Origin of the sequence: Staphylococcus sp. MZ3, from assembly GCF_018622755.1 — a bacterium.
Classification (GTDB): Bacteria; Bacillota; Bacilli; order Staphylococcales; family Staphylococcaceae; genus Staphylococcus; species Staphylococcus aureus.
The window spans coordinates 239468-265175 of sequence record NZ_CP076026.1 but is presented as its reverse complement, the minus strand read 5'-3'; the positions used below and the strand labels follow the sequence as shown (position 1 = coordinate 265175).

Genomic DNA, 25708 nt, shown 5'->3' with positions numbered 1-25708 from the left:
CTCGATTTTTAATTGAATAGACTAAATAGTTTAAAGATAAGATAGTTAACGATATTACCACCTTGATCAATACTTGAAATTTCAGATGAACCTTTTGGCATTTGTACATTCGTACCTTTCGCCATATCTGTGAAAATGGGTGCTACGTCTGTTGCAATATATAATGAAATTGCAATCATAATCGTACCCACAATGACAGAATGAATAATGTTTCCTCTTGCTGCACCAACAATAAACGCGACAACAAATGGTATCGTTGCTAAGTCACCAAAAGGTAGTACTTGGTTTCCTGGTAAAATAACGGCTAATAAAACAGTGATAGGTACTAAAATTAATGCTGTCGAAATAACCGCTGGATGACCTAATGCTACAGCCGCATCCAATCCAATATAAATTTCACGTTCGCCAAAACGTTTATTTAGCCATGTTCTTGCAGACTCTGAAACTGGCATTAAACCTTCCATTAAGATTTTTACCATTCTAGGCATTAATACCATTACTGCAGCCATTGACATTCCTAAATTAATGATGTCTCCAGGTTTGTAACCTGCTAACACACCAATACCTAAACCTAAAATTAAGCCGACAAATATAGACTCTCCAAATGCGCCAAAACGTTTTTGAATTGTTTCAGGATCAGCATCTAACTTATTCAGACCGGGTACTTTTTGTAACAATTTAACTAAGTAAATACCTGGTGCATAAGAAATTGTACTTCCTGTAGCAATCGATACACCTGGTAAATCAAAGAACTCACTCATCATCGGTGCTGTCCAATCTGCTACTTTCAAACAGATAATTTGGAAAATAACTGCTGCTAATAACGCTTGCCAAATACTGCCTGATACGGAATAAACCATTGCTGCTGTAAACGTATAATGCCAAAAATTCCAAATATCTACATTCATCGTCTTTGTCACTTTAGTTACTAGCAATACAACGTTAACTATGATTCCGAGTGGAATAATAAATGCTGCGACAGATGATGCCCAAGCGATAGATGATGTTGCTGGCCAACCTACATCAATCACATTCAGACTGACGCCTAAATTTTTAACCATCGCTTGTGCTGCTGGCCCTAAATTTTTAACTAATAAATCGATGACTAAGAAAATCCCTACAAAAGCCACACCTATTGTTAAACCAGACCTAAATGCCGCTCCAATTTTCTGCCTAAAGAATAGGCCAAGCAAGAATATGACAACCGGTAAAATAACAGTTGCACCTAAATCTAAAAATCCCCTTACAAAATCAGTGAAGTAACTCATATTTAAACCCTCCCTGTTATATATGCATTGTCACGATACTTTCCGATTGTGATTACATTTGACGTTACAGTCATTTCAACGACAACCCTTGCTACATTCGACTGCAGTCCTTTTGAATTACAGTCACTGCGTTTCTATGTCATCAACAATCATTTGTCGTGATAGTCATTTATATGCAATTTGCATATATTTATATGTTATTGACCCACGTTACATATCAATTCCGTTATTTTTGTAACTCTGTTAAGATTTGTTGTTTTGTTTCTTCAATACCAATACCAGTTAAGAAATTACGTGCGTTGATAACTGGGAATTTATATTCTTTTTTTGTCATTGCAGTTGTAACTAATAAATCTGCAGTGTCTTCATAAGGTCCAACTTCTGTAATTTTGATTTGTTTAATATCTACTTTAATATTGTGTTCCTTTGCCATTTCCTCAATTGCATTATTTACTACTGTTGACGTTGCAATACCTGCACCACACGCTACTAATACTTGTTTCATTTTCAATTCCTCCAATTAATTTTTAGTTATATTCCAAATAATCATTGATTAGTGTTGCTAAAATTGTTTCATCTTTCGTTCGTAGAATCTGCTCCAATTTTTCTTCACTTTGAAAAATTTGTATCAACTGTTGTAACAGCTTAAGTTGATCATCTACTTTATTCATTGCTAACATAAAAACGATTTTCACTTCTGTCTGTTGATCAAGTGTTCCCATTTCAATAAACGGCACTTCTTTTTCTAGAACAGCCACACCTATCGTTCTATGGTTAATATGTTCGACATCTGTATGCGGTATAGCGACCGAACATAGATGCGTTGGTAAACCAGTAGCAAATTCTTTTTCTCTGTCGATGACTGCATCTTTAAACGTTGACTTCACGAACCCATTTTGAAATAACACATCTGACATTTGTGACAATACGGATTCTTTATCAGTTGCCGACAAATTGAGCATTATATTTTCTTTATGCACTAATTGCTGTCCCATCCATTTCCCCTCGCTTCTTTATTTGAATAATTTTTTAAAATCTCATTTACATCAGAATTTTTGCGACTTTGTATGATGCGCTTAATTGCGTCATTGTCTTGCGCCACATCTCTCAATTGTAGTAACGCTCTTAAGTGTGTCACTTTATCAACAGCAGCAATAGGTACAATAATATGGATTGCTGTTCCATCTGACATGTATATTGGTTCTTGTAATATCAACATACTCATCGCTGTTTTATGTACATGCTTTTCAGAGTATGCATGTGGAATAGCAATATTTTGCATGATAACCATATACGAATCATCAAATACCTGTTGCATCTCATGAATATATTTAATATCAATAAAATGATTAGCAACTAACACATCACTTGCTTTAGCAATAGCTTCATCAATATTTTCAACATGATGCATTCTTTTCACGTGCCTTGCCGGTATCAAGTCAGCTAAATCTAATGTCTTATTTTGTGTGACAATCGATCCATTAATGGTTGAAATTGAATTATAATTGGCAATAAAATCTTCTAAACCATCACGTAGTTCTGTAATGTCATTAACTGTCGTTGTGCGTTCAATTAATGCCATTAACTTGTTTATTTCCTTATCAATGTCAGCCGATTCCTTATTAATGTACTTCATCACATCTTTACGTAACTTTCGTTGCTCATTTTCAGATAAAGCTACTTTTGTGATAAATAATTTTTTATGTGTTAGGACAAACATTGGTGAAAAGACGATGTCATAATCTAATGTGTAATTTTCAAATGTTCTAAGTGAAATCGCATCTAAGAAAATAATTTCTGGAAATAAGTTTCGCAACTCGTATAACATCATTTGTGATACTGACGTGCCTTGTGTACACACGATAATAGCTTTTATCTTGCCATCGAAGTTTTCATCTTGACGTCTCAAACTACCTCCGAACAACATGGTTAAATATGCTATTTCATTATCAGGCAACGATTTTCCGAAATATTCAGTTAACGATTGACATGATTGTTTCACCATATGAAATAAGGATTGATAATTTCCTTGTAAAGGATTTATTAATTCATCACGATCCGTTAAGTTATATTTAATCCTATAAAAAGCAGGCGTTAAATGTAACAAGAGTTGCTGTGATAATTTCTCCTTATCTTCAATGTTAATAAAAGTGATTTGTTCAAAATGGTGAATCATTTGAGCGATGGCCATCGTTAAATTCGATATGTTATCTGATTCCTGCAAATCAGTCCATTGCACACTTGTTGAAAGTAAGTGTAATGTCAAATATAACTTTTCCGCTTCTGGCAAATCCGGCTCATGTTGCGTCATAATCTCCGTTGCTTGATATTCTTTCGTATCCCTCAAATACTGATAATTAATATTTAATGGATTCATCACATGACCACTTTGAATTCGTCTACGAATCACACAAAGGACATAAGGCAATGAACTAAGTGATTTGTCTATAAAGCGACTCTTCAAAAATTGTTCTACCTGTTTGATCTTGTCTTTTTGATATGCGATATCTTCGAATGTTAAGTTGAGCGCCTTTAAAACTTCACTTTTAGTAATATCATGATTCAACCTTTGATCAATCAACTTAATGAAGAAACGGCGAACTTCAAATTCATCACCAACAATTTCATAACCATGCTTTCGAGAATACTTAAGTGACAAACCATGATCTTCCAATTGCTCTTTCACATGATTTATATCGTGAATGACAGTATTTTTACTGACTTGTAAATCAATTGAAAAATGGTTTAGAGACATTGCATTTTCCTTACTAAAAAGCATGAGCATTAAATAATAACGACGTGTTTCTATGCTAAAAATGACATTGTTGCCGTTTAACATTTGCTGCTCCGATACATCTCGCTTGAATAACGTCATGATTTCAGAACTTACAATAAAATTTCCTTGGCTTGTTCTTTCAAGTTTTGGATAACCCTCTTGTTCAAGCCACAAATTGATTTTTTGAATGCGGTATCCTAGTTGTCTACGAGACAAACCAAATATCGATTCAAGTTCTTTACCATGAATAGTAGGATTCAATACAATTTCTCTGAGTATTTGCTGATTATCCCCGTTCATGTTCGATCCTCCTTTGAGCATCTGAGCTCAATTTATCATCAATCGTCACACCGATGTACACACTTTGAACACATATTTTCAAAATGAGCATGTACATCATTGTGATGTTTTAACAACATTTCAATTATATCTATATTTTTTGTGATTTTAATCTTTTAAAATAAATCAATTGAAATTTTTACATATATTTTTGTGTTTTATGTTTTTTGAAGCATTTTTAACATACATATCTCAATCATTATCAAATTGTCATGACCAATGTAATCCAATACAAAAACCCTAAGAACGCTTATATCAGGCGCCTTAGGGCTAACTGTATCTATTTAATTAAGTATTATTATTCGTAAGTACGTAACTTATAATCTATCAAGTTCCACACTTCTTCAACATCAACTGCTGTAGCAAAATAAGCATTGGCAGGCTTACCTGTAACATGATTTAAATCGACAGCCATAGTGCCATAAGTTAGTGAACTTTGATGTTCAATGTCGATATTAACGGGTACCATTGTAAACAATTCTGGTTGTAACAAATACAAAATTGTACAAGCATCATGTATTGGACCACCATCCATATTAAAGTGAGTCTTGTATGTCTTCTTAAAGAATTGCAATAATTCTACGACGAACTGTGCAACAGGATTATTGATACTTTCAAAGCGTTCAATCACGTGATTGTCGGCTAAAACTTGATGTGTTACATCTAAACCAAACACATTTATAGTAATCCCACTTTCAAAAACACGCTTCGCTGCTTCAGCATCTACCCAAATATTGAATTCTGCTGTAGGCGTCCAATTTCCAAATGTACCACCACCCATCAAAGTAATAGATTCAATATGCTCAGCGATTCTTGGCTCACGAATCAATGCCGTTGCTACATTCGTAAGAGGACCTGTCGCTACAATTGTTACAGGTGTATCACTCGTCATCACTTTGTTTATAATCACATCTGATGCTGGCATTGCAACTGCTTGACGTGATGGTGTCGACGGTAGTTTCGGACCATCTAATCCAGATTCCCCATGTATTTCAGAAGCAAAGGCAGCTGATTTAATTAACGGCCTGTCCGCACCTTTCGCTACTGCTATATCTTGACGTCCCATAATATCCAATACGTTCAAGGCGTTTGTCGTATTCTTGTCAACTGATTGATTACCTGCGACTGTTGTTACAGCTAATATCTCTAGTGGACTGTCAATTGCCCCCGCTAAAATTAATGCTATTGCATCATCGTGTCCTGGATCACAATCCATAATAATCTTTCTTTTCATTTATATATCCACCTTTCTTAAGTTGTTATCGATAGCTTATGTATATTTATTTATGTGGTGAATCATGTTTATTTTGAAAAATAGTTTTAACTTTCTCATATTTTTGGATACAAACACTATTTATCTATTTTATGGCTTATAAATTTATCCGATATGCCTTATCAACCTACCTCGCTAAAAATAGGATGTCTACATATCTATACCGACTTTTGTCAACTCATTTTCACAACAATATAAACAGCAATTTATATGATTGTTACATGATTCAAACAATTTTTATGAAAAATATTTTCATACACAGAATATATATTGATATTAAATTTCTCAAAAGCTATATTGAGAATAATTAGGAGGGATGTTGATGAAATCTTTATTTGAAAAAGCACAGCAGTTCGGCAAGTCCTTTATGCTACCTATCGCAATCTTACCAGCTGCAGGTCTATTGTTGGGTATCGGTGGTGCATTAAGTAATCCAAACACCGTTAAAGCATACCCTATTTTAGATATTACCTTATTACAAAATATTTTTACATTAATGTCAGCTGCAGGTAGTATTGTTTTCCAAAATTTACCGGTCATCTTTGCCATTGGTGTCGCAATCGGATTATCTAGAAGCGATAAAGGTACTGCAGGTTTAGCTGCACTGCTCGGTTTCTTAATTATGAACGCAACTATGAATGGCTTATTAACTATCACGGGCACATTGGCAAAAGATCAGCTTGCACAAAATGGACAAGGCATGGTGCTCGGTATACAAACGGTTGAAACCGGTGTTTTTGGCGGGATTATCACAGGTATTATGACTGCAATACTTCACAACAAATATCACAAAGTGGTATTACCACCGTATTTAGGTTTCTTTGGTGGCTCTAGATTTGTCCCTATTGTCACAGCATTTGCCGCAATCTTTTTAGGTGTATTGATGTTTTTCATTTGGCCAAGCATACAAGCCGGCATTTACCATGTTGGTGGATTTGTAACGAAAACAGGTGCCATCGGTACTTTTGTTTATGGCTTCATCTTAAGATTGTTAGGTCCACTCGGTTTACATCATATTTTTTACTTACCGTTTTGGCAGACGGCACTTGGTGGTACTTTAGAAGTCAAAGGGCACTTAGTTCAAGGTACGCAGAACATCTTCTTTGCTCAACTTGGTGATCCAGATGTGACGAAGTATTATTCAGGTGTGTCACGCTTTATGTCAGGCCGTTTTATTACGATGATGTTCGGCTTATGTGGTGCCGCACTTGCAATTTATCACACAGCTAAACCTGAACATAAAAAAGTTGTCGGCGGTTTAATGTTATCCGCTGCACTCACTTCATTTTTAACAGGTATTACCGAACCTTTAGAGTTTAGTTTCTTGTTTGTCGCACCTATTCTTTATGTAATCCATGCCTTCTTTGATGGATTAGCATTTATGATGGCAGACATTTTCAACATTACAATTGGTCAAACCTTCAGTGGAGGCTTTATCGATTTCTTACTTTTTGGTGTGCTACAAGGTAATAGTAAAACAAACTACCTATACGTCATACCTATTGGAATTGTGTGGTTCTGTTTGTATTACATCGTTTTCAGATTCTTAATTACGAAATTTAATTTCAAAACACCTGGTCGAGAAGATAAAGCTGCAGCACAACAAGTTGAGGCTACTGAAAGAGCACAAACAATTGTTGCTGGTTTGGGAGGCAAAGATAACATTGAAATCGTTGACTGTTGTGCAACGAGACTACGCGTCACACTTCATCAAAATGACAAAGTCGATAAAGTATTACTCGAAAGTACTGGTGCCAAAGGTGTAATCCAGCAAGGCACTGGTGTGCAAGTAATTTATGGGCCTCACGTTACAGTTATCAAAAATGAAATTGAAGAATTGCTCGGGGATTAAGACTAACCGAAATATCAACAGAACTAATGGCAACGATGTACGAAGTAAGAAGTGACATCGTTGCTTTTATTTTTAATGTTACATTTGAAGCATTAAGTTCATCATGCACTGTAGTGAGCCCGCAAATCGCCTCTGCTAGACAATCATCTTAATGCTATGATTAAAGCTTAAGTGCCAGATTTGAATTTAATTTCAACAACGACTTTCACTACATTAAAAATAGGGCTACTCGACACATATAGTTGTATCAAATAGCCCTTTATACAATTTTTTGGGGTAAGGTTTTACAATTTTTGGAATGGTATAGATTTTATAAAAAGTTATTTAAGTTCTTCTGCTTCAGCCATAATATCTTTTAATGTTTTAGCTGAATGTGCGAACTTGCTTTGTTCCTCGTCGTTTAATGGGATTTCTACGACGTTGCGAATACCGTTTCTATTGATGACTGCTGGAACACCAATATAAACATCTTCTTCCTCATATTCGCCTTCTAATAATGCTGATACAGTCAATACGGCATCTTCATTTCTGAAAATCGCTTCAGTAATTCTAGCTAATCCCATTGCAACACCATAATAAGTGGCACCTTTAGCTTGAATAATGTCATATGCTGCATCACGTGTTTGAACAAAAATTTGTTCAATTTGCGCTTTGCCCTCAGGACGTTGTTCAAGTAATGTCTTCAAAGGTTGACCCGCAATATTAGCGTGTGACCATACTGGTAATTCAGTGTCACCATGTTCACCAATAATTTGAGCATCGACGCTACGTGGCGCAACATCGAACGCTTCGCTTAACAATAATCTAAAGCGTGCAGAGTCTAAAATTGTACCAGAACCTATAACACGTTCTTTAGGTAAACCAGAGAATTTCCATGTTGCATACGCTAAAATATCAACAGGATTTGTAGCTACCAAGAAAATACCATCAAATTTTGATGCCATTACTTCACCAACAATTGATTTGAATATTTTCAAGTTTTTAGATACTAAATCTAAACGTGTTTCTCCAGGTTTTTGTGCAGCACCAGCACAGATGACAACTAGATCCGCATCATGACAATCACTGTATTCGCCAGCTTTCACACGAACTGTTGTTGGAGAATATGGTGTGGCATGTTTTAAATCCATAACATCTCCTCGAACTTTTTCAGTGTCTAAATCAATGATGACTAATTCATCAACAATGCTTTGGTTCACTAATGAAAATGCGTAGCTTGAACCTACTGCACCATTACCTATTAATACAACTTTGTTCCCTTTAAATTTGTTCATTACAAAAACTCCCTTATGATTAATTCACTAACATACATGTAGCTTCAAATATGTTAGTTTAATGCTGCTTATTGACGATACAAAAGCAAATAAACATCTCTTTTATTTTCAACGCATAACTTAAAAGGTCATGTGTCATCCGCTTTTAAGTTTGTGATTTATTTCACATATAAAATGTAACATGCATTAAGTACTGGGTCAATATTAAATTGTGATTTATTTCACATTTTATTTTAATTTTTACACCTTTTTAATTTGTATACGATTACATCTTAGATGTCTTTAGTCTTCGTACTTCGCCAGTGATTATTTACACTTTCACATTTTTATTATCATGTTTACTTTTTTCTAAGAAAACAACAATGTTTTTTGAATTAGTCAAATAAATGCGCGCAATCGTCGGTGTGCAAACAGACAATTGTACACAATGCTTATTGATAAGTATTTAAAAAATTAAAAATGTCATACAATTATCAAATTTGCCATTTTATTTATATTTTCTCAAACCAATTAATTGAATATCGAAATTTTTAGTAGAATAATCAAAATAGACAGATTAAAGGAGGAGTATCATGCTTACAGAACAAGAGAAAGACATTATCAAACAAACGGTGCCTTTACTTAAAGAGAAAGGGACAGAAATTACGTCAATCTTTTATCCAAAAATGTTTAAAGCGCATCCTGAACTTTTAAACATGTTTAATCAAACGAACCAAAAACGAGGCATGCAATCTTCAGCATTAGCACAAGCTGTAATGGCCGCTGCGGTTAATATCGATAACTTAAGTGTTATTAAACCAGTCATTATGCCAGTCGCATATAAACACTGTGCATTACAAGTTTATGCTGAACATTATCCAATTGTGGGGGAAAATTTATTAAAAGCAATCCAAGACGTGACAGGTTTAGAAGAACATGACCCTGTGATTCAAGCTTGGGCAAAAGCATATGGTGTTATTGCGGATGTGTTCATCCAAATTGAAAAAGAAATTTATGATCAAATGATGTGGATTGGTTTTAAACCATTCAAAATTACCAATATTAAACAAGAATCTGAAGACATTAAATCATTTACAGTTGAAACTGAAGAATATGACTTTAGTGAATTTACACCAGGCCAATACATCACAGTTGATGTTTCTAGTGATAAACTTCCATATAGAGCTAAACGTCACTATTCTATCGTATCAGGTGAAAAAAACCATTTAACTTTTGGCGTTAAACGTGATGTCACAACAGAACATGAAGGCGAAGTTTCAACAATTTTACACGATGAGATTAAAGAAGGCGATATAATTAATTTAGCTGCGCCTGTAGGTGGATTCGTATTAGAGAATACGACTGAACCACAACTTTTCTTAGGTTCAGGTATTGGTGTTACACCTTTAGTAGCTATGTATGAAGCTGCCTCTGCCAAAGGTTTAGATACACAGATGGTTCAAGTTGCTGAAAATGAACAACATTTACCTTTCAAAGACAACTTCAACAGTATCGCAAGCCATCATGACAACGCTAAATTATATACACACTTAAAAGATAAACAAGGCTATATTGGCGCTGAAGAATTACAAGTATTTTTAGCAAATAAACCTGAAATTTATATCTGTGGTGGTACAAAATTCTTACAATCTATGATCGAAGCACTTAAATCTTTAAATTACGATATGGATCGCGTACACTACGAAACATTTATTCCAAGACTAAGCGTTGCAGTATAATTGAGAAAAGAGGTTTAGTGCTCATATGAAACTTAATCAACGTTACGTAAAAGTATTTGCATTATATTTCGCGAGTATTGTTACCGCAAATATTGTTGTCAAAAATAACAATTTAATCAAAACATTGATTCAAACACTTGCCGGTTACACCGTCTTTGCAGTTGGTTTGAAGTATTTAACTAAACGTAAAAATAAATGACATCTATAAAAAACAGCTATGACTTTACTTTGTCATGGCTGTTTTTTAATTGGGAGTGGGACAGTAATGAGATTTTCGCAAAATTTATTTCGTCGTCCCACCACAACATGCATTGATGTATGCTCACTGAATTTCATAAGAAAGGAGTTCACAAGATGACCGTAGATATTGGACGGATTTATGACAATAAAGATAATACCGACGCTATTCGTATCCTAGTCGATAGAGTCTGGCCGAGAGGTATTTCGAAAAGAACTGCTAACCTAGATTATTGGTTAAAAGACATTGCCCCTTCTACTGAGTTGCGACAATGGTTCCAACATGATCCTAAACTTTTTGGAGCTTTTAAAGAAAAATATGAAAAAGAATTACGTGATCAGGATGCGCAAAAAGATGCTTTTGAAAAATTAAAGGATATTGTAAATCAGCATAATCATGTTCTATTGTTATATGCAGCAAAAGATACTAAACATAACCAAGCTGTAGTACTACAGCAGTTGCTCAATACTTAGTTATATATGTTTATCGTGAATCACTATAAATGTTGCTAACTTCATTTCTAATATTTATTTTTAAAAAGCATAATTACTACAATTAATTGAACTTTAATGATTACTAAACTTGAACAACATTTTACTTTAACAAAATAAAGTTTTAAAATATTAATTGTTGGGTTTTACATAGTAATTAGAAAGAGAGTGTTAATGAAATGAAGTTTAAAAGACTAGCAACTATATTTTCAGCAGTATTAGTGTTATCAGGATGTGGCTCAATGCATTCATCTGGCAAAGACTTAAATATTTCGTTACCGTTAAAAACAAAGTCTATTGCACCTTATGAAACAGATGTACCAGTTAAGATTGGTGCTGCAGAATCATTATTTAAAACAAATGATCAAGGAAAAATAGAAAAAGCATTAGTGAAATCGTATCATCAACCAAATGATACAACGTTAGATATAGAATTAAAAGATAATATTAAATTTCAAAACGGTCAAAAATTGACTGCAGAAAAAGTGAAATCTAGCCTTGAAAATAGCATGAAAAAAAGCGACTTGGTCAAATATTCATTACCAATATCATCAATTACCGCTAAAGGTCAAAAACTGACAATTAAAACCAACTCCGCTTACCCTGAACTTGTATCTGAATTAGCTAATCCTTTTATGGCAATTTATGATACAGATGCTAAATCAGATGTTAATCAAACTCCTGTTGGTACAGGCCCTTACCAAATAAAAGATTATAAGCAATCTCGAAAAATATCATTGTCGAATTTTAAGGACTATTGGCAAGGTAAACCGAAACTTGATCATATTACTGTGACGTACCAAGAAGACGGCAATAATCGCGTCAGAAATTTAGAATCTCAAAAAGATGATTTAATAACTGATGTCCCAGTTAATAAAGTTCAAGACATAGAAAATAATCAAAATTTAAAAGTGTCAAAAGAATCTGGATTTAGAACTTCTTTACTTATGTATAATCATACTAATAAAAAAATGACTAAATCCGTTCGTGAAGCATTAGATCATATCATTGATAGACAAGGTATTGCAGATCATATTTATCAAGGTTATGCGAAACCTGCAACGAGTCCATTTAATGATAAAATTCCATATATTAAAGAACCTAAGTTAACCAAACAAAATATCGAACAAGCAAAAATGTTATTAGCTAAAGATGGTTATACAAAAGAACACCCTTTAAAAATTAAGTTAATTACGTATGACGGTCGTCCAGAGCTATCGAAAATTGCGCAAGTATTACAATCAGATGCTAAAAAAGCAAATATTGAAATCGACATTAAAAGTGTTGATGACATAGAAGGTTACTTAAAAGACCGTTCTGCATGGGATGCAACGATGTATAGTTTCGGAACAATTCCTCGTGGAGATACAGGTTATTTCTTTAATCAAGCATATAAAAAAGATGGTGCTATTAATAAAGGAGACTACAATAATAGCAACGTCGATGATTTAATTAATCAATTGAATCATACTGTAGATGTTAAGGAACGTCACAATATTTCTAATGATATTATTAAATTATCAAGTCGAGATGTACCAAACAGTTATATTGCTTACAACGATCAAATAGTCGCTGCTAACTCTAAGGTTAAAAATTATAAAGTAACACCTGAAGGTATCTATTTAATCGATTATCGAACAACGATTGAACGATAAAGGAGTGTGGGACATTGATTTATGTCTCAGCCCTGCTTCAACTATAAAAACCACGCCGAAGTCATCCAATATGATTATGGCGTGGTTTAATTTGCTTATATGATTGTATTAATTTCTGTTTGATGAATTTCAATAAAATGATTATTACATACTTTCAGTGAATCATGTTCATTTTATATAAATCTAATTGTCACTATTTGTTTAACGTGAAACACTTTTTTAACTCCGAAAAGTATTCCTATTCCACTCTTTTAAAGACAAATTATAAAAATAGCTTATGTCACAAACATATGAGCAACATAAGCTTTAATTATTATTCGTCTACTTTTTTCTGTTGTTCTTTAAATTCTTTCTGCAGTAAATTCACTTGTTTTAAACCTGCCCCCATTAAAATGAATACAAGTATCCACACAATAACGATTAAAATAAATATTTTCAACGTATCACTGCCAAGTACAGTTAAAGATGTATCCCAAATGCCATGTAAACCAACGGCTGATAAAAAGAATATTAAAAAGCGTTTATCAAAAATATCTTTGAATTCAAAGCCATGCTGTTCTTTCGCAATAACTATTGCAGCACCAACAATCGCTGACCAAACTAAATGACCACCAATCGCAGTCCACGCACGTGTGAAGACAATATCTAATAATGGGACATTTTCCCCTAAAGCGAAATTCAAAATATAACCTGCTGATTCAAAAACTGCGAACCCTGCACCAATAGCAGCACCGATTAATAATCCATTCAAAATCTTATTTGTTTTCAATTTATTGACGAAATAAACAATAATGAGTGCTTTTCCAGTTTCTTCAACTAATCCTACTAAAAATGCATCGAAAAATGTTAAAGAACCAAACCTTTCGAATTGATCACTAAAAACGACAAATCTATATAATACCATCGTACTTAGTAATGAAAATACGCCGCCAATAAAGAACATGATAATAACTTCAAAAATGCTAATATTTTTAAACGCATTTGATTCATAAAAGAAGAACAAACCCGATAATGGTACTGTTAAAGCCCCTATAAAAATGAGACCCGGAATCGCGTTAGTGTTATTAAAAATCGCTGCCATGACCCATAATCCAATAAATGTTACTGTGAAAGCGATGAATACTCGAGAAAAGAGCCATGGCTTCCCCCATTCTTCTGATATGTCACAAATTGCTGGCGTAGTTTTAGCAGTACCCGCTATAAATATTTCATCTGCTTCGTTTTTAGTATGCGGCTTAAATACTTCAGAAAACATATCTTTTAAATTAAGATTTAAGCTTTCATCATTGCCGGCTAGTCTACCGATTGATTTGGTTGCATTATCAAATAAACTTCTTGCTTCGGTTTTTAAATCTGCATTTTGCGCTGTTTCATGCGCTTTGGCTTCCATTTGTTTATTGATAGATTCATTATGTATGTCGGACGTCTTAGTTGATTGTGTACTTGCTGATGACATCCCCTCTTCACCTGTATTAGGTGCAACTGATTGCGTTTGTGTTGTCTCTTCTTTTTCTGTATTTCTTCGATGATTAAGACCTTCCATAGACTTACCTACTTTCACTTTTCATAATAAAACTATTTTAATTTAATATTGATGGATTTTCCATATTTTAATATAAATACTTTGTTCGATTGGGCGCTTTGTATTTCATATTTAAAACTCAAAACCTATTTAACTTTTTATATTCCGAGCAATATTTTTATATAAGTATTTTAATGATATTCAATTCATTACAAACCCTTGATATTACAATTGTTATCAACCATTAAAATGTGTCTATACTGTGTCTATTATCAGAATAAAAAGATATTTCTAATTGATTTTAAACGTCGTTATGTTATATTTCTTGTAAGGGTTTACACAAAGTGTAAAAACGCTATATTTTATCAAATGTGATGGAGGTGACTTGCTTGAAACAAATCACATGGCACGACTTACAACATATCATTAAAGATGGTGATGTGATTGGTTTACCAGCATTAGCTGTAGCCAACTTACCCGCCGAAGTTCTACGTGCTGTGTTAGCGCAACATGACACATATCATACGCCCAATGATTTAACGTTTATATTAGCGAATGATATCCATAGTTTAGGTGCCGCACCGGATTTAGATGATTTTATAGAACGTCGCATGATTAAACGTGTCATTATGAGCATTTTAACGGCTTCTTCCAAAACGGCACAAGCAATGAAAAATAATGACATTGAAGCTTATTTTTTACCACAAGGTATCATTGCAACTCATTATCGTCAGAGTAATCAATTATTACCTGGAGTTATTACTAAAATCGGATTAAACACAGCTGTTGATCCTAGATACGGTGGCGGTAAAGTAAATACACGAACAACTGATGATTTAGTTTCATTAGTAACCATCAACGATGAAACATACTTACACTACACATTCCCTAGCGTTGATGTGGCACTACTGAGAGGAACATACGCAGATCAACAAGGTAACATTTATTTAACTCAAGAAGCGTACTTGAGCGAGTGTTATCATGTCGCATTAAACACGAAAGCCAATCATGGGAAAGTTATTGTACAAGTTAAAGCTTTAGTTGACGACTATCAACTAAAACCGAATGAAGTTGTTATCCCAGGAAATCTTGTCGATTATGTATACGTCACAGAAGATGAAAAGAATCACCGCCAAGTAATTCAGAGTCATTATTTACCAGCCTTGTCTGGAGAAGAACGAATTGATGGAATACCTGAACCCGCATTACCTTTTAATAGTCGCAAATTGATTCTCCGACGTGCTGCTCAGTTTTTAACTTATGGCGATACAATTAGCATCGGTTATGGCATCAATAATGAACTCTCTAATTTATTGCACGAAGAATGTGTTGAACATGATGTGCAACCGATTCTAGATGTTGGCATTTTCGGTGGATTCGTTGGGAGTCGTGAACATTTTGGTATGAATTACAATGCAGATGTGCGCATGCCTCATGATCGAGCATGGGATTTTATTTATAACAATGGTGTATCAGTTGCCTATCTTAGCTTTGCTGAGGTTGATCAATACGGCAATGTCAACGTGTCTTACTTCAATGACCGACTAAATGGATGTGGCGGCTTTATAGACATTACGCAATCTGTAAATAAAATTATCTTTTCAGGTACTTTTGTAGCTGGCAGTCATGTCTCATGTCATAATCAACGATTAAACATTGAAACTGAAGGACAAAACCAGAAATTTGTATCAGATGTGAGCCATATCGACTTTAATGCACAATATTCACAATCACTCGAGCAAGAAGTCTATTTTGTTACTGATCGTGCAGTATTCGAACTCACCAATCAAGGCTTGAAACTAATTGAAATTGCACCAGGTCTTGATTTGCATAAAGATATTTTGAATCAAATGGCTTTTAAACCAATTATTGCTGATCATTTAAAATTAATTGATACCAGCATTTACAAAGAAAAATGGGGACAACTTAAACAATCAATTCATAAAGTATGAAAGTGAAGCTAAAGGGGGTATACTAATGAATTTCGATTGGATAAAAACGCGTTCAGACTTCGATGATGACAAGCCTGCCGTTATTGATCACGCAAAACAAACATCTTGGACATACCAACAACTCAATGCACGCGCTGATAATATGGCACATTATTTAACATCTCAAGGTGTTAAAAAAGGCGATGTTATCGGTATTTTTGCGCCAAATGATATTGCAATATTAGATTTATTATTTGCTTGTTTTAAAACAGGTGCGGTTTTTTTACCATTGAATTGGCGGCTTAACCCAAAAGAAATTGCAGCCATTGTGGAAGATGCACAATTAAAACTGCTCTTCTATGCTGAAAAACATTTAAGTTCACTCACCGATATTGACCAAAATTTATTGCATATGGATATTGATGTAGCGCAATATGATGAAATCGTAAATCCAGATTATCACCAACCTTTTCAAGCAACACCTGTTGAACCACAAGATCTTGCAGCATTAATTTATACAAGTGGTACAACCGGATCACCTAAAGGTGTGATGTTCTCATATGAATCATTTGTTCATAACGGTGCAAACTTAGAGCTGACGTATAAGTTCAATTCAAACTATATTACGATTGTATCAACACCAATGTTCCATGTTTTAGGGTTTAACGATACTGTATTACCAGTATTAATGTCAGGTGGCACACTTATTCTTCAACGTTACTTTAACGGCGAAGAATTGAATGACATGATTGCACAATATCACCCTACATTTATTATCATGATTCCGACAATGTATTATAGTACGCTACGTGCTAGTAATTTTAATCCTGAAAATTTTAGAGCTATGGATTATATCATCCAAGGTGGTTCACAACCATTACCAAGTATCCAAGCAGCTTTTAAACAATATGGCATAAACATTATTAACGGCTATGGTTTAACTGAAGCACCTCTTGTACTTGTTAATACACCGGAAAATTCAAAACGTAAGCCAATGAGTATTGGTAAAGCAGTCATGTTCGTTGATGCACGTATCCTTGATGATAACGGTGAGGAAGTACCTACTGGTGAGATTGGCGAACTTGCAATTAAGGCTAAAAATGTCACGCCAGGATATTGGAATAAACCAGCAGAGACTGCCAAAGCATTTCATGGTCGTTATTTATTAACTGGTGACTTAGCGAAGATGGACAACGATGGCGATATATTTATTATTGACCGCAAAAAAGAATTAATCATAACTGGTGGCGAAAATGTCTTACCATCCGAAGTCGAAAATGCTTTAGCTGAGCATCCACTAGTAGACCGGTGTGTGGTCGTTGGCTATGATCATCCAAAATATGGTGAATCAATTGCTGCAGCCATTATACTTCGCGAAGATGAACCTCATTATGCTGAAATTTTAGATCAACATATGCGAAGTCGTTTAGCAGGTTATAAAGTCCCAAGAATGTATGTACCAGTGACACATATGCCGTTAAACAGTACGCAGAAACCAGATAAACTTGCGATTCGACAAATGATGAATGACAAAGTCTCACAAACACTTTAAAGGTGATAAAAATTTTTGACATTTAGTGTAAGCGTTTACAAATAAAGCGTGTTGTTTTTGAATTAAATGCATTTCACATTAGTATTCATATTATTTTTAGGAGGAATTTATATGACATTTGAAAAAGAAACAGTCTTAAAAACATTATTTCCTGAAGATGTACTTAGTATTGCTAAAGGTTTAACAGACGGTGAAGTCGAATTTTTACAACAAGTAGACTCATTGCTAGAAAGTAAGTACCGTGAAAATATTAATCAACATTGGATAGACGCTACTGTACCCGAGGACTATTTTAAAGATCTGGGAGAATTAAATTATTTTAACAATCCATTACTTTACAAGGATCGTCCAAACGCCAAAATGCCTAGTCAACTATTTCAGTTTTTCATGTCTTACCTACTCGCGCGATTTGATATTTCCTTAGCTACCCTACTCGGTGTTCACCAAGGTTTAGGGCATAACACTTTCTATTTCGGAGGTAGCAAAGAACAAATTGCGAAATATGTACCTAAATTACAGTCACATGAACTGCGTACATGCTTTGCTTTAACTGAACCAGAACACGGTTCGGACGTTGCGGGAGGTCTTGAAACAGTCGCTGAACGCCAAGGCGATACTTGGGTTATCAATGGTGAAAAGAAATGGATTGGTGGTGCACATGTATCTGATGTCATTCCAGTATTCGCAGTAAATAAAGAAACTGGCAAACCCCATTGCTTTGTAGTCAGACCAGAACAAGATGGCGTCGATATTGAAGTCATTGATAATAAAATCGCACTTCGCATTGTTCCTAACGCCCTAATTAAATTAACTAATGTCAAAGTAGATGAAGCGGATCGCTTACAAAACATAACAAGCTTTAAAGATATTGCCAAAATTCTTTATTCAACGAGAGCAGGCGTTGCTTATATGGCTACAGGTGGTATGGCTGGCGCTTTACGTGCCACATTAGATTATGTCACTGAGCGTAAGCAATTCGGCAAACCAATTAGTAAATATCAGTTAATACAAGAAAAGCTAGCAATGATGCAAGGTAATTTAGCTCAAGCAATGGCAACATGTGCTCAATTAGCTAATATGCAAGCACATGGTGAATATGACGAGGTTGCAACTTCAACGGCGAAGATGATGAATGCCTTACGTTTGCGTGAGACAGTAGCTATGGGCCGCGGTATTACAGGTGGTAATGGCATACTAGCTGACGATTATGATATTGCACGTTTCTTCTCTGATGCAGAAGCGATTTACACGTACGAAGGTACACATGAAATTAATGCCTTAGTAATTGGACGCGCTTTGACTGGAGATTCTGCTTTCGTATAAATAGCAAATAATTATATGAGATGCATTAATTTCACTAAAAAAGACTTATTTTAAGCATAAAGCTTTTTCCTTAAATAAGAGGCTAAGATGACTGTCAAAGATACTTAATTAATTTTATAAAATAGCAACGTTATTCCAATTATCTTAATGGTTATCTTATCCTCAACTAAATTGGAGGAATCACTATGACAATTAATAAAGTAACCGTTCTTGGCGCAGGCACAATGGGCGCTCAACTGGCAGCACTCTTTGTGAATGCTGGACTTAAAGTAAAACTATTAGATATTGTAGTGGACAAAAACGATCCAAATCTCATTGCGAAAAAATCTTACGATAAAATTACAGATAAGAAACGGCCGCTACTATTCGACTTAAATCTAGTGAGTCATTTAACATATGGTAATTTTGATGATGACTTGGTAAATGATGATGCTGATTTATATATCGAAGCAGTCAAAGAAGATATTGAAATTAAGCATGCTGTTTGGCAACAAGTTCTACAACATGCTAAAGAAGATGCTTTATTTGCTACAAATACATCAGGTATTCCAATTAATGCGATTGCTCAAGCATTTAACGAGAAGGATCAAGAACGATTCTTTGGTCTACATTTCTTTAACCCACCACGTATTATGAAATTAGTGGAGTTAATACCTACGTCACACACGAAGGAATCTATCATATTAGATGTAAAAAATTTCGCGCAAAATGTGTTAGGTAAAGGTGTCATTGTCGTCAATGATGTGCCTGGCTTTGTCGCAAATAGAGTCGGCACGCAAACAATGAATGATATTATGTATCGCGCCGAGCAACACAAGTTAAGCATTGTAGATGTGGATGCTTTAACTGGGCAAGCGGTTGGTCGTCCTAAAACAGGTACATATGCCCTATCTGACCTAGTCGGTTTAGATATTGCAGTGTCTGTAATTAAAGGCATGCAACAAGTACCTGAAGAAACACCTTATTTTAACGATGTCAAAATTGTAAATACGTTGTTTGAAAATGGCGCACTCGGACGTAAAACGAAACAAGGATTTTACAAAAAGGATAAAGAAACTAAAGCTCGACTTGTTTACGATGTTGAAAAACAAGATTATGTACCTGTATCGCAACCACAATTACCAATTTTAAATGAATTTAATAAAGACTTAGTGCATAACCTTGATGTCATATTCAATGCGCAAGATGAAGCGGGACTATTTTTATGGGAGACATTACGTAATAATTTCTATTACTCTGCTATCAATGTACCTAAAGCTACCGATGATTTCCGAGACATAGACCGTGCGCTTGTCTGGGGGTTCAACTGGAAACTTGGTCCATTCCAATTATGGGATGCAATGGGATACGAACGTGTTAAAACACGTATGGAAGACGAACTTGGAGACTTACCACAATGGATTAGTGATTTAGATGGTGGCTTTTATAAACAAAATGAGACCATTGAATATGCAACACCTATTTCTCACTTCGTAAAAGATGAACTTTGGGATAAAGGTGATGCCAAACTTTCCGTAACTCATGATGATCAACTGTTACTGAAATTACAAAGTAAAAATAATGTCATTACCGATGAATTCAACGATGCGTTAGTTGATGCCATTGATTTACTGGAAAATGACCATTACACAAGTATGGTCATTTATACAGATGGTAACAATTTCAGTGTGGGTGCTAACCTTTTCTTAATGAAAAAGGCGCATGAAGACGGTCTTGTAGATGATGTCGTTGCACAATCAATTGATAAATTACATTATAGCTTTAATCGTTTGAAGTATAGTTTGAAACCAGTAGTCACAGCTGTTCAAGGTCGTGCCTTAGGCGGTGGCTGTGAGCTTGTACTTTACTCACCTATTGTTGTCGCTGCAAGTGAAACATATATAGGTCTTGTTGAAGCAGGCGTTGGCTTATTACCGAGTGGCGGTGGCCTTGCAGAAATGGCTGATCGCATATTACGCACATCGCATAAGTTTGATGACAAACAAGCTTCCATGACAAAAGTACTGACGAATATCGCATTTGCGAAAGTCTCTACAAATGCCTTTGAGGCACGTCGTTATGGTTATTTACGTGATACAGATACGATTATTTTCAATACAGCACAACGTGTCGAAGTTGCGCTCAAACGTGCGAAATATGAAGCAGAAACAAACTATATTCCGAATCCTAGACATCAATATATCGCTTTAGGTGAAGACTTCAAAGCATTGATCCAAGGACAATTAGATGCGCAAAGACGGGGTCATTTTATTAGCGACCATGATTATCATATCGCCTTAAATATCGCCACAATTTTAGCGGGTGGTGATTTACCAAGAAATACATTTATAAATCAACGTTACATTCAATCGTTGGAGAAAATTGGCTTTATTGACTTACTAAAATCTAAAAAATCATATGAAAGAATTGCACATATGTTAAAAACTGGTAAGCCATTACGTAATTAAAAGATAGTCATTAAGAGAGGATGATAACCATGCAAGAAGCATACATTGTAGCTTATGGGCGTTCAGTCGCAGCGAAAGCAAAGCAAGGCGCATTATTCCACGAAAGACCTGATGATGTCGCAGCCAAAGTATTACAAGGCGTATTGAAACGTATTGACGGAAAATTCAATAAGAATATGATTGAAGATGTCATTGTTGGTACGGCTTTTCCAGAAGGATTACAAGGACAAAACATTGCACGAACGATTGCATTGCGTACGGGATTATCTGACACGGTACCGGGTCAAACAGTGAATCGCTACTGCTCATCAGGATTACAAACCATCGCGATTGCAGCCAATCAAATTATGGCTGGTCAAGGAGATATACTTGTAGCTGGTGGCGTTGAATTGATGAGTGCCGTACCAATGGGTGGCAACGAGCCCACAAACAATCCTACCTTACAATATGATGATATAGGTGCGTCATATCCTATGGGTTTAACTGCTGAAAATGTAGCATCCCAATTTGACGTATCACGCGAAGATCAAGATGCTTATGCTGTCAGAAGTCATCAACGTGCCTATGACGCACAACGTGATGGTCGGTTCAAAGATGAAATTATTCCAATACAAGTAAACTCAGTTGAATATACAAACGCAGGACCAAAAGTACACACAAATATCTTTGACCAAGATGAATTTATACGACCTGACACCACGATGGAGGCATTAGCCAAATTACGTACAGTATTTAAAGCTGACGGCACTGTGACTGCGGGAACATCTGCCCCACTTTCTGATGGCGCAGGATTTGTAGTTTTAATGTCTGGAGATAAAGTGAAAGAACTCGGCGTGACACCTATTGCACGATTCGTTGGTTATAAGGCAGTAGGCGTTGACCCGAAAATTATGGGTATTGGGCCTGCATATGCGATTCCTGAAGTATTGTCACTCAGCAATCTATCTGTTGAAGACATTGATTTGATCGAATTGAACGAAGCATTTGCTTCTCAAACGATTGCATCTATTAAAGAAGTAGGTCTAGATATATCACGTACAAATGTGAATGGTGGCGCTATTGCTTTAGGTCATCCATTAGGTGCTACAGGCGCAATGTTAACCGCGCGTTTACTTAATGAAATGGGTAGACGTCCCGATAGCCGTTACGGCATGGTTACGATGTGTATTGGTGTCGGTATGGGTGCAGCTGCTATATTTGAATATGTGCGTTAGAATGGTTGATTTTGGATGAAGCGGATTCGTTTGGTTATTGAATGAAGTAGGCTGAAGTTGAAGTAGATTGAAGTTGAAGCGGATTGAGGCAATTTCGTTTTATTATTGAAGCTATATGAAATATAGTGATTGAACAAAATGGTGGGTTAATAGGACGGTGGGTATTTCCGTTTTAAAATTTAACATTTACACGTCTAATTTTAATCATTGTTTTAAATTTTATGAATCGAAGCCCTTTGATTTAATAATATTTGTTAATGCTAGTAACTTATCTGATTGTTCATGTTTAAAATAAAGAAAACCACTCACATCAGTGTGTGTTCGAACTAGACTTGTAAGTTCCAGTTCGGTACGACTTTCTAAAGCAATTATTATTGCTGTGATTGTCGTATATCACTTAGATGTGCGTGGTTTATTTTAATAGGTTAGTAATATATTAGGTCATGTTATGTTTAAGACTATAATGAATAAATAATTTAGAAATATGCTTCCGATTGTTCGATGCTTTAATTCAGTTAGAAGCATCATAGAATGCATGATTACTGTTGTATAGATACATAATTCTTTGTATTGACTGTATGTCTTTGGATAGAGTTACAAACTTATTTTGTTACTCTAGGCCCATATGTCGCAGTACCATCTGCATGTGTTGTTACATTGTATGCATTTGTTTCGCTTGGCTTCTTGTATGTCGGGCGAGCTCCGTATGATACTTGGCCATTTGCATGTGTTGTTACGTTATATGCGTTTGTTTCGCTTGGCTTGTTTTGTGTCGGGCGAGCGCCATATGATACTTGGCCGTTTGCATGTGTTGTTACGTTGTATGCATTTGTTTTGCTTGGCTTGTTTTGTGTTGGGCGGGCGCCATATGATACTTGACCGTTTGCATGTGTTGTTACGTTATATGCATTCGTTTCGCTTGGCTTCTTGTATGTCGGACGAGCTCCGTATGATACTTGACCGTTTGCATGTGTTGTTACGTTATATGCGTTTGTTTTGCTTGCCTTGTTTTGTGTTGGACGAGCGCCATATGTTACTGTGCCATCTTGATTTGTCGTTACGTTGTATGCGTTTGTTTCTGATGGCTTATTGAATCTTGGTCTCGCTTCATATCCAAATGTTCCATCGTTGTATTCACGGATACCTGTACCAGCATCTCTATATTTAACATATTTAGGTGTTTTGTTAAATTGAGGTCTCGCTGGATAATGTGATGCTTCTGTTGTTTCAGATGCTTGAGGTTTAACCTCAATATCACTTGATTCTCCTTGAATACCTTTCAACGTTGATTCAGTACCTTGTGGTTTTATTTCAAGTTTAGATGAGCTACTTTCAAGACCTTCTAAAATAGGGTTCGGTGTCGTCGGTTGAGTATAATTATCGCTTAAAGATGGTCTGTTTTGTTCCATTGTTGGGAAATCTGGACCTTGAACGATTTCACCTTGTAACGTTTTATTTTCCATCGTTGGATATTCCGGACCTTTTACAATTTCACCATAGATTGTGTGCTGTTCCATCGTTGGGTATTTTGGCCCTTCTACAGTTACACCTTGAATTGTACCTTCTGGAATCTTAACTAGAGGTTGTGCAACTGGTTGTGTTGTTTCTTCAGCTTTACCAGCCGTAGTTTTAACCTCTTGTTGGTTATCAAATTTAGGTGATTGAGGGTCTTCAACTTTCTTCTCTTCTTTTACAACAGGAGATTTTGTTTCAGATTCACCGTAATTTTTGACGGTTCTTGTTTTCCAAGATTCGTCAGCCTTAGCAACCGCTTCTCTTGTTTCTTTGACTAATTTATCGAAGTTATCTCTATTTTCAGGCTTATTAGTATAGTCATGAATATTCGGATTAAATTTAGTTATGTTTAATGGTCTATTCATGTTTGTATCCATAAAGAAATCATCAATAATAGAATTTAAATCATCCATCATTTCTTTTCTTATTCTTTCATTCGTAATTCTAACAGGATCTTTAGCATCACCAAGAATTATATCTAGTTTTGCTCTTAATTCTTTAGCATTATGACCATATTGGCTATGATTAAAATATGCTGCGTATAATGTGTCAATCTCGCAAACAAAATCATATATTCCATTTGTTACTCGATTTTCAGTTGCTTCATCATAAGGTAATAAATCCTTTTGTTTAGATTGAATATTTTTCACTTCACTATTAAACTCATCAACAGCTTCTTTTAATGATTGATGTAACTCATTGTATTCTTTCTTCGTTAATCTATATAAATCAAAATCGTCAAATTTAATCTTTTTTAAACTAGAATGTGGATTTTCACTTTTATGTTTTTCATACCATTTTTTGTATACTTCATATTGTGCTTTCTTTTTTTCTAATAGATAATGATCTTCTCCCAAAACTCTAGTCATCAATTTATCTATCGCTTTCTTATACTCTTTCTCACCATATTCGTATTTATTAGTTAATTCCTTAGCGTAGTATATTTGATCCCCTAATCTGTTTAAAATACTACCTAAATACCAATCTGAAATTGGTGTATCATATTTACTGTTCTCATTCACCCTAGATTCTTTGCTATAATCCTTTGTTACTATCGCATCTGCTTTGTTATCCCATGTAAATAAGCTAGATGCAACTGCTAATGCGCCTAGCGAAATTATTTGCTTTTTCATAATTTTTTAATTCCTCCAAAATGTAATTGCCCAATCTACATTAAAGAAACAAAATATTAAAAGACATTAACTATATATTAACTAGAATAAACAAAGCATTAACTATCTTTTTGTTATAGTTAATTAGCTTTGCAATATACAATAGTGTATAATTTTTTTGATTAATGTACATCAAAGGAGTAACAAA

The 25708-nt window shown here is 35.0% G+C and carries 20 protein-coding genes and 1 pseudogene; 11 read left to right on the top strand and 10 right to left on the bottom strand.

Annotated features, from left to right (window positions below; all coding sequences use genetic code 11):
- Window positions 1-8 precede the first annotated feature (8 nt).
- The 6 genes and pseudogenes from KI230_RS01115 to KI230_RS01090 form a co-directional block, all read right to left on the bottom strand.
- Window positions 9-1268, bottom strand: a complete 1260-nt coding sequence (locus KI230_RS01115) for a PTS galactitol transporter subunit IIC (protein ID WP_000120119.1) — start codon at window positions 1266-1268, stop codon at window positions 9-11.
- A gap of 226 nt (window positions 1269-1494) precedes the next feature.
- A complete protein-coding gene (locus KI230_RS01110) occupies window positions 1495-1773 on the bottom strand; it encodes a PTS sugar transporter subunit IIB (RefSeq protein ID WP_000815795.1) in 279 nt (92 codons plus the stop codon).
- 22 nt (window positions 1774-1795) lie between these two features.
- Window positions 1796-2263: a PTS sugar transporter subunit IIA gene (locus tag KI230_RS01105; RefSeq protein WP_045178286.1), complete on the bottom strand. Its 468-nt coding sequence runs from the start codon at window positions 2261-2263 to the stop codon at window positions 1796-1798.
- Window positions 2248-4344 carry a BglG family transcription antiterminator gene (locus tag KI230_RS01100; RefSeq protein ID WP_001012736.1) on the bottom strand — a complete coding sequence of 699 codons (2097 nt, stop codon included), beginning with the start codon at window positions 4342-4344 and terminating at the stop codon, window positions 2248-2250. The genes KI230_RS01105 and KI230_RS01100 overlap by 16 nt, the downstream gene beginning before the upstream one ends.
- A gap of 130 nt (window positions 4345-4474) precedes the next feature.
- Window positions 4475-4572, bottom strand: a pseudogene (locus tag KI230_RS01095) (hypothetical protein).
- Window positions 4573-4681: 109 nt separating this feature from the next.
- The gene (locus KI230_RS01090; protein WP_000823230.1) at window positions 4682-5617 is read right to left on the bottom strand and encodes a nucleoside hydrolase; all 936 of its coding nucleotides are present in this window, start codon (window positions 5615-5617) and stop codon (window positions 4682-4684) included.
- Window positions 5618-5978: 361 nt separating this feature from the next.
- Between KI230_RS01090 and KI230_RS01085 the strand changes: the two genes are divergently transcribed.
- Window positions 5979-7508 (top strand): PTS transporter subunit EIIC, encoded by a 1530-nt coding sequence (locus tag KI230_RS01085; RefSeq protein ID WP_000838204.1) that lies wholly within the window; start codon window positions 5979-5981, stop codon window positions 7506-7508.
- A gap of 320 nt (window positions 7509-7828) precedes the next feature.
- Here the strand turns inward: KI230_RS01085 and KI230_RS01080 are convergent, their stop codons facing one another.
- On the bottom strand, window positions 7829-8782 hold the full coding sequence (locus KI230_RS01080) for an L-lactate dehydrogenase (protein WP_001031882.1): 954 nt from the start codon (window positions 8780-8782) through the stop codon (window positions 7829-7831).
- 310 nt (window positions 8783-9092) lie between these two features.
- On the bottom strand, window positions 9093-9200 hold the full coding sequence (locus KI230_RS01075) for a hypothetical protein (RefSeq protein WP_001791329.1): 108 nt from the start codon (window positions 9198-9200) through the stop codon (window positions 9093-9095).
- Between the two features lie 154 nt (window positions 9201-9354).
- On the opposite strand from KI230_RS01075, the gene KI230_RS01070 reads away from it, so the two are divergent.
- The 4 genes from KI230_RS01070 to nikA all read left to right on the top strand — a co-directional run bounded on the left by KI230_RS01070 (window position 9355) and on the right by nikA (window position 12884).
- Entirely contained in the window at window positions 9355-10500 is a 1146-nt protein-coding gene (locus KI230_RS01070) for a globin domain-containing protein (RefSeq protein ID WP_045178293.1), read from the top strand.
- A 25-nt stretch (window positions 10501-10525) separates the two neighbouring features.
- Window positions 10526-10699, top strand: coding sequence for a hypothetical protein (locus tag KI230_RS01065; RefSeq protein WP_000773985.1), 174 nt, complete (start codon window positions 10526-10528; stop codon window positions 10697-10699).
- Window positions 10700-10854: 155 nt separating this feature from the next.
- Complete coding sequence (locus KI230_RS01060) at window positions 10855-11211, top strand: DUF488 domain-containing protein (protein ID WP_000215216.1); 357 nt, start codon at window positions 10855-10857, stop codon at window positions 11209-11211.
- A 197-nt stretch (window positions 11212-11408) separates the two neighbouring features.
- Window positions 11409-12884, top strand: coding sequence for a nickel ABC transporter substrate-binding protein (gene nikA, locus KI230_RS01055; protein WP_000669653.1), 1476 nt, complete (start codon window positions 11409-11411; stop codon window positions 12882-12884).
- Between the two features lie 313 nt (window positions 12885-13197).
- Here nikA and KI230_RS01050 read toward each other — a convergent pair whose 3' ends face one another.
- On the bottom strand, window positions 13198-14340 hold the full coding sequence (locus KI230_RS01050; protein WP_010922818.1) for a PrsW family intramembrane metalloprotease: 1143 nt from the start codon (window positions 14338-14340) through the stop codon (window positions 13198-13200).
- 455 nt (window positions 14341-14795) lie between these two features.
- Between KI230_RS01050 and fadX the strand changes: the two genes are divergently transcribed.
- From fadX to KI230_RS01020, 6 genes are all read left to right on the top strand, one after another.
- Window positions 14796-16358: a fatty acid degradation protein FadX gene (gene fadX, locus KI230_RS01045; RefSeq protein ID WP_000810042.1), complete on the top strand. Its 1563-nt coding sequence runs from the start codon at window positions 14796-14798 to the stop codon at window positions 16356-16358.
- A gap of 25 nt (window positions 16359-16383) precedes the next feature.
- Window positions 16384-17889 carry a long-chain-fatty-acid--CoA ligase FadD gene (gene fadD, locus KI230_RS01040; RefSeq protein ID WP_045178298.1) on the top strand — a complete coding sequence of 502 codons (1506 nt, stop codon included), beginning with the start codon at window positions 16384-16386 and terminating at the stop codon, window positions 17887-17889.
- A gap of 111 nt (window positions 17890-18000) precedes the next feature.
- Complete coding sequence (fadE, locus tag KI230_RS01035; RefSeq protein ID WP_000142189.1) at window positions 18001-19212, top strand: acyl-CoA dehydrogenase FadE; 1212 nt, start codon at window positions 18001-18003, stop codon at window positions 19210-19212.
- 185 nt (window positions 19213-19397) lie between these two features.
- Window positions 19398-21659: a 3-hydroxyacyl-CoA dehydrogenase/crotonase FadB gene (gene fadB / locus KI230_RS01030; RefSeq protein ID WP_045178300.1), complete on the top strand. Its 2262-nt coding sequence runs from the start codon at window positions 19398-19400 to the stop codon at window positions 21657-21659.
- Between the two features lie 29 nt (window positions 21660-21688).
- Window positions 21689-22873 (top strand): thiolase family protein, encoded by a 1185-nt coding sequence (locus KI230_RS01025; protein ID WP_045178302.1) that lies wholly within the window; start codon window positions 21689-21691, stop codon window positions 22871-22873.
- Between the two features lie 313 nt (window positions 22874-23186).
- Window positions 23187-23294, top strand: coding sequence for a hypothetical protein (locus tag KI230_RS01020; protein ID WP_031762187.1), 108 nt, complete (start codon window positions 23187-23189; stop codon window positions 23292-23294).
- A 181-nt stretch (window positions 23295-23475) separates the two neighbouring features.
- On the opposite strand, the gene coa is transcribed toward KI230_RS01020, so the two are convergent.
- Entirely contained in the window at window positions 23476-25521 is a 2046-nt protein-coding gene (gene coa, locus KI230_RS01015; RefSeq protein ID WP_045178304.1) for a staphylocoagulase, read from the bottom strand.
- Between the last annotated feature and the right edge of the window lie 187 nt (window positions 25522-25708).

Excerpts from the sequence above, each read along its gene's own strand:
- fadE (WP_000142189.1), top strand. The coding sequence starts at position 18,001 with ATGACATTTGAAAAAGAAACAGTCTTAAAAACATTATTTCCTGAAGAT.
- KI230_RS01050 (WP_010922818.1), bottom strand. The coding sequence starts at position 14,340 with ATGTCATCAGCAAGTACACAATCAACTAAGACGTCCGACATACATAAT.
- KI230_RS01110 (WP_000815795.1), bottom strand. The coding sequence starts at position 1,773 with ATGAAACAAGTATTAGTAGCGTGTGGTGCAGGTATTGCAACGTCAACA.
- fadB (WP_045178300.1), top strand. The coding sequence starts at position 19,398 with ATGACAATTAATAAAGTAACCGTTCTTGGCGCAGGCACAATGGGCGCT.
- KI230_RS01090 (WP_000823230.1), bottom strand. The coding sequence starts at position 5,617 with ATGAAAAGAAAGATTATTATGGATTGTGATCCAGGACACGATGATGCA.
- KI230_RS01060 (WP_000215216.1), top strand. The coding sequence starts at position 10,855 with ATGACCGTAGATATTGGACGGATTTATGACAATAAAGATAATACCGAC.
- KI230_RS01100 (WP_001012736.1), bottom strand. The coding sequence starts at position 4,344 with ATGAACGGGGATAATCAGCAAATACTCAGAGAAATTGTATTGAATCCT.
- KI230_RS01115 (WP_000120119.1), bottom strand. The coding sequence starts at position 1,268 with ATGAGTTACTTCACTGATTTTGTAAGGGGATTTTTAGATTTAGGTGCA.
- nikA (WP_000669653.1), top strand. The coding sequence starts at position 11,409 with ATGAAGTTTAAAAGACTAGCAACTATATTTTCAGCAGTATTAGTGTTA.
- fadD (WP_045178298.1), top strand. The coding sequence starts at position 16,384 with ATGAATTTCGATTGGATAAAAACGCGTTCAGACTTCGATGATGACAAG.
- KI230_RS01080 (WP_001031882.1), bottom strand. The coding sequence starts at position 8,782 with ATGAACAAATTTAAAGGGAACAAAGTTGTATTAATAGGTAATGGTGCA.
- KI230_RS01065 (WP_000773985.1), top strand. The coding sequence starts at position 10,526 with ATGAAACTTAATCAACGTTACGTAAAAGTATTTGCATTATATTTCGCG.
- KI230_RS01105 (WP_045178286.1), bottom strand. The coding sequence starts at position 2,263 with ATGGGACAGCAATTAGTGCATAAAGAAAATATAATGCTCAATTTGTCG.
- KI230_RS01025 (WP_045178302.1), top strand. The coding sequence starts at position 21,689 with ATGCAAGAAGCATACATTGTAGCTTATGGGCGTTCAGTCGCAGCGAAA.
- KI230_RS01070 (WP_045178293.1), top strand. The coding sequence starts at position 9,355 with ATGCTTACAGAACAAGAGAAAGACATTATCAAACAAACGGTGCCTTTA.
- coa (WP_045178304.1), bottom strand. The coding sequence starts at position 25,521 with ATGAAAAAGCAAATAATTTCGCTAGGCGCATTAGCAGTTGCATCTAGC.
- KI230_RS01085 (WP_000838204.1), top strand. The coding sequence starts at position 5,979 with ATGAAATCTTTATTTGAAAAAGCACAGCAGTTCGGCAAGTCCTTTATG.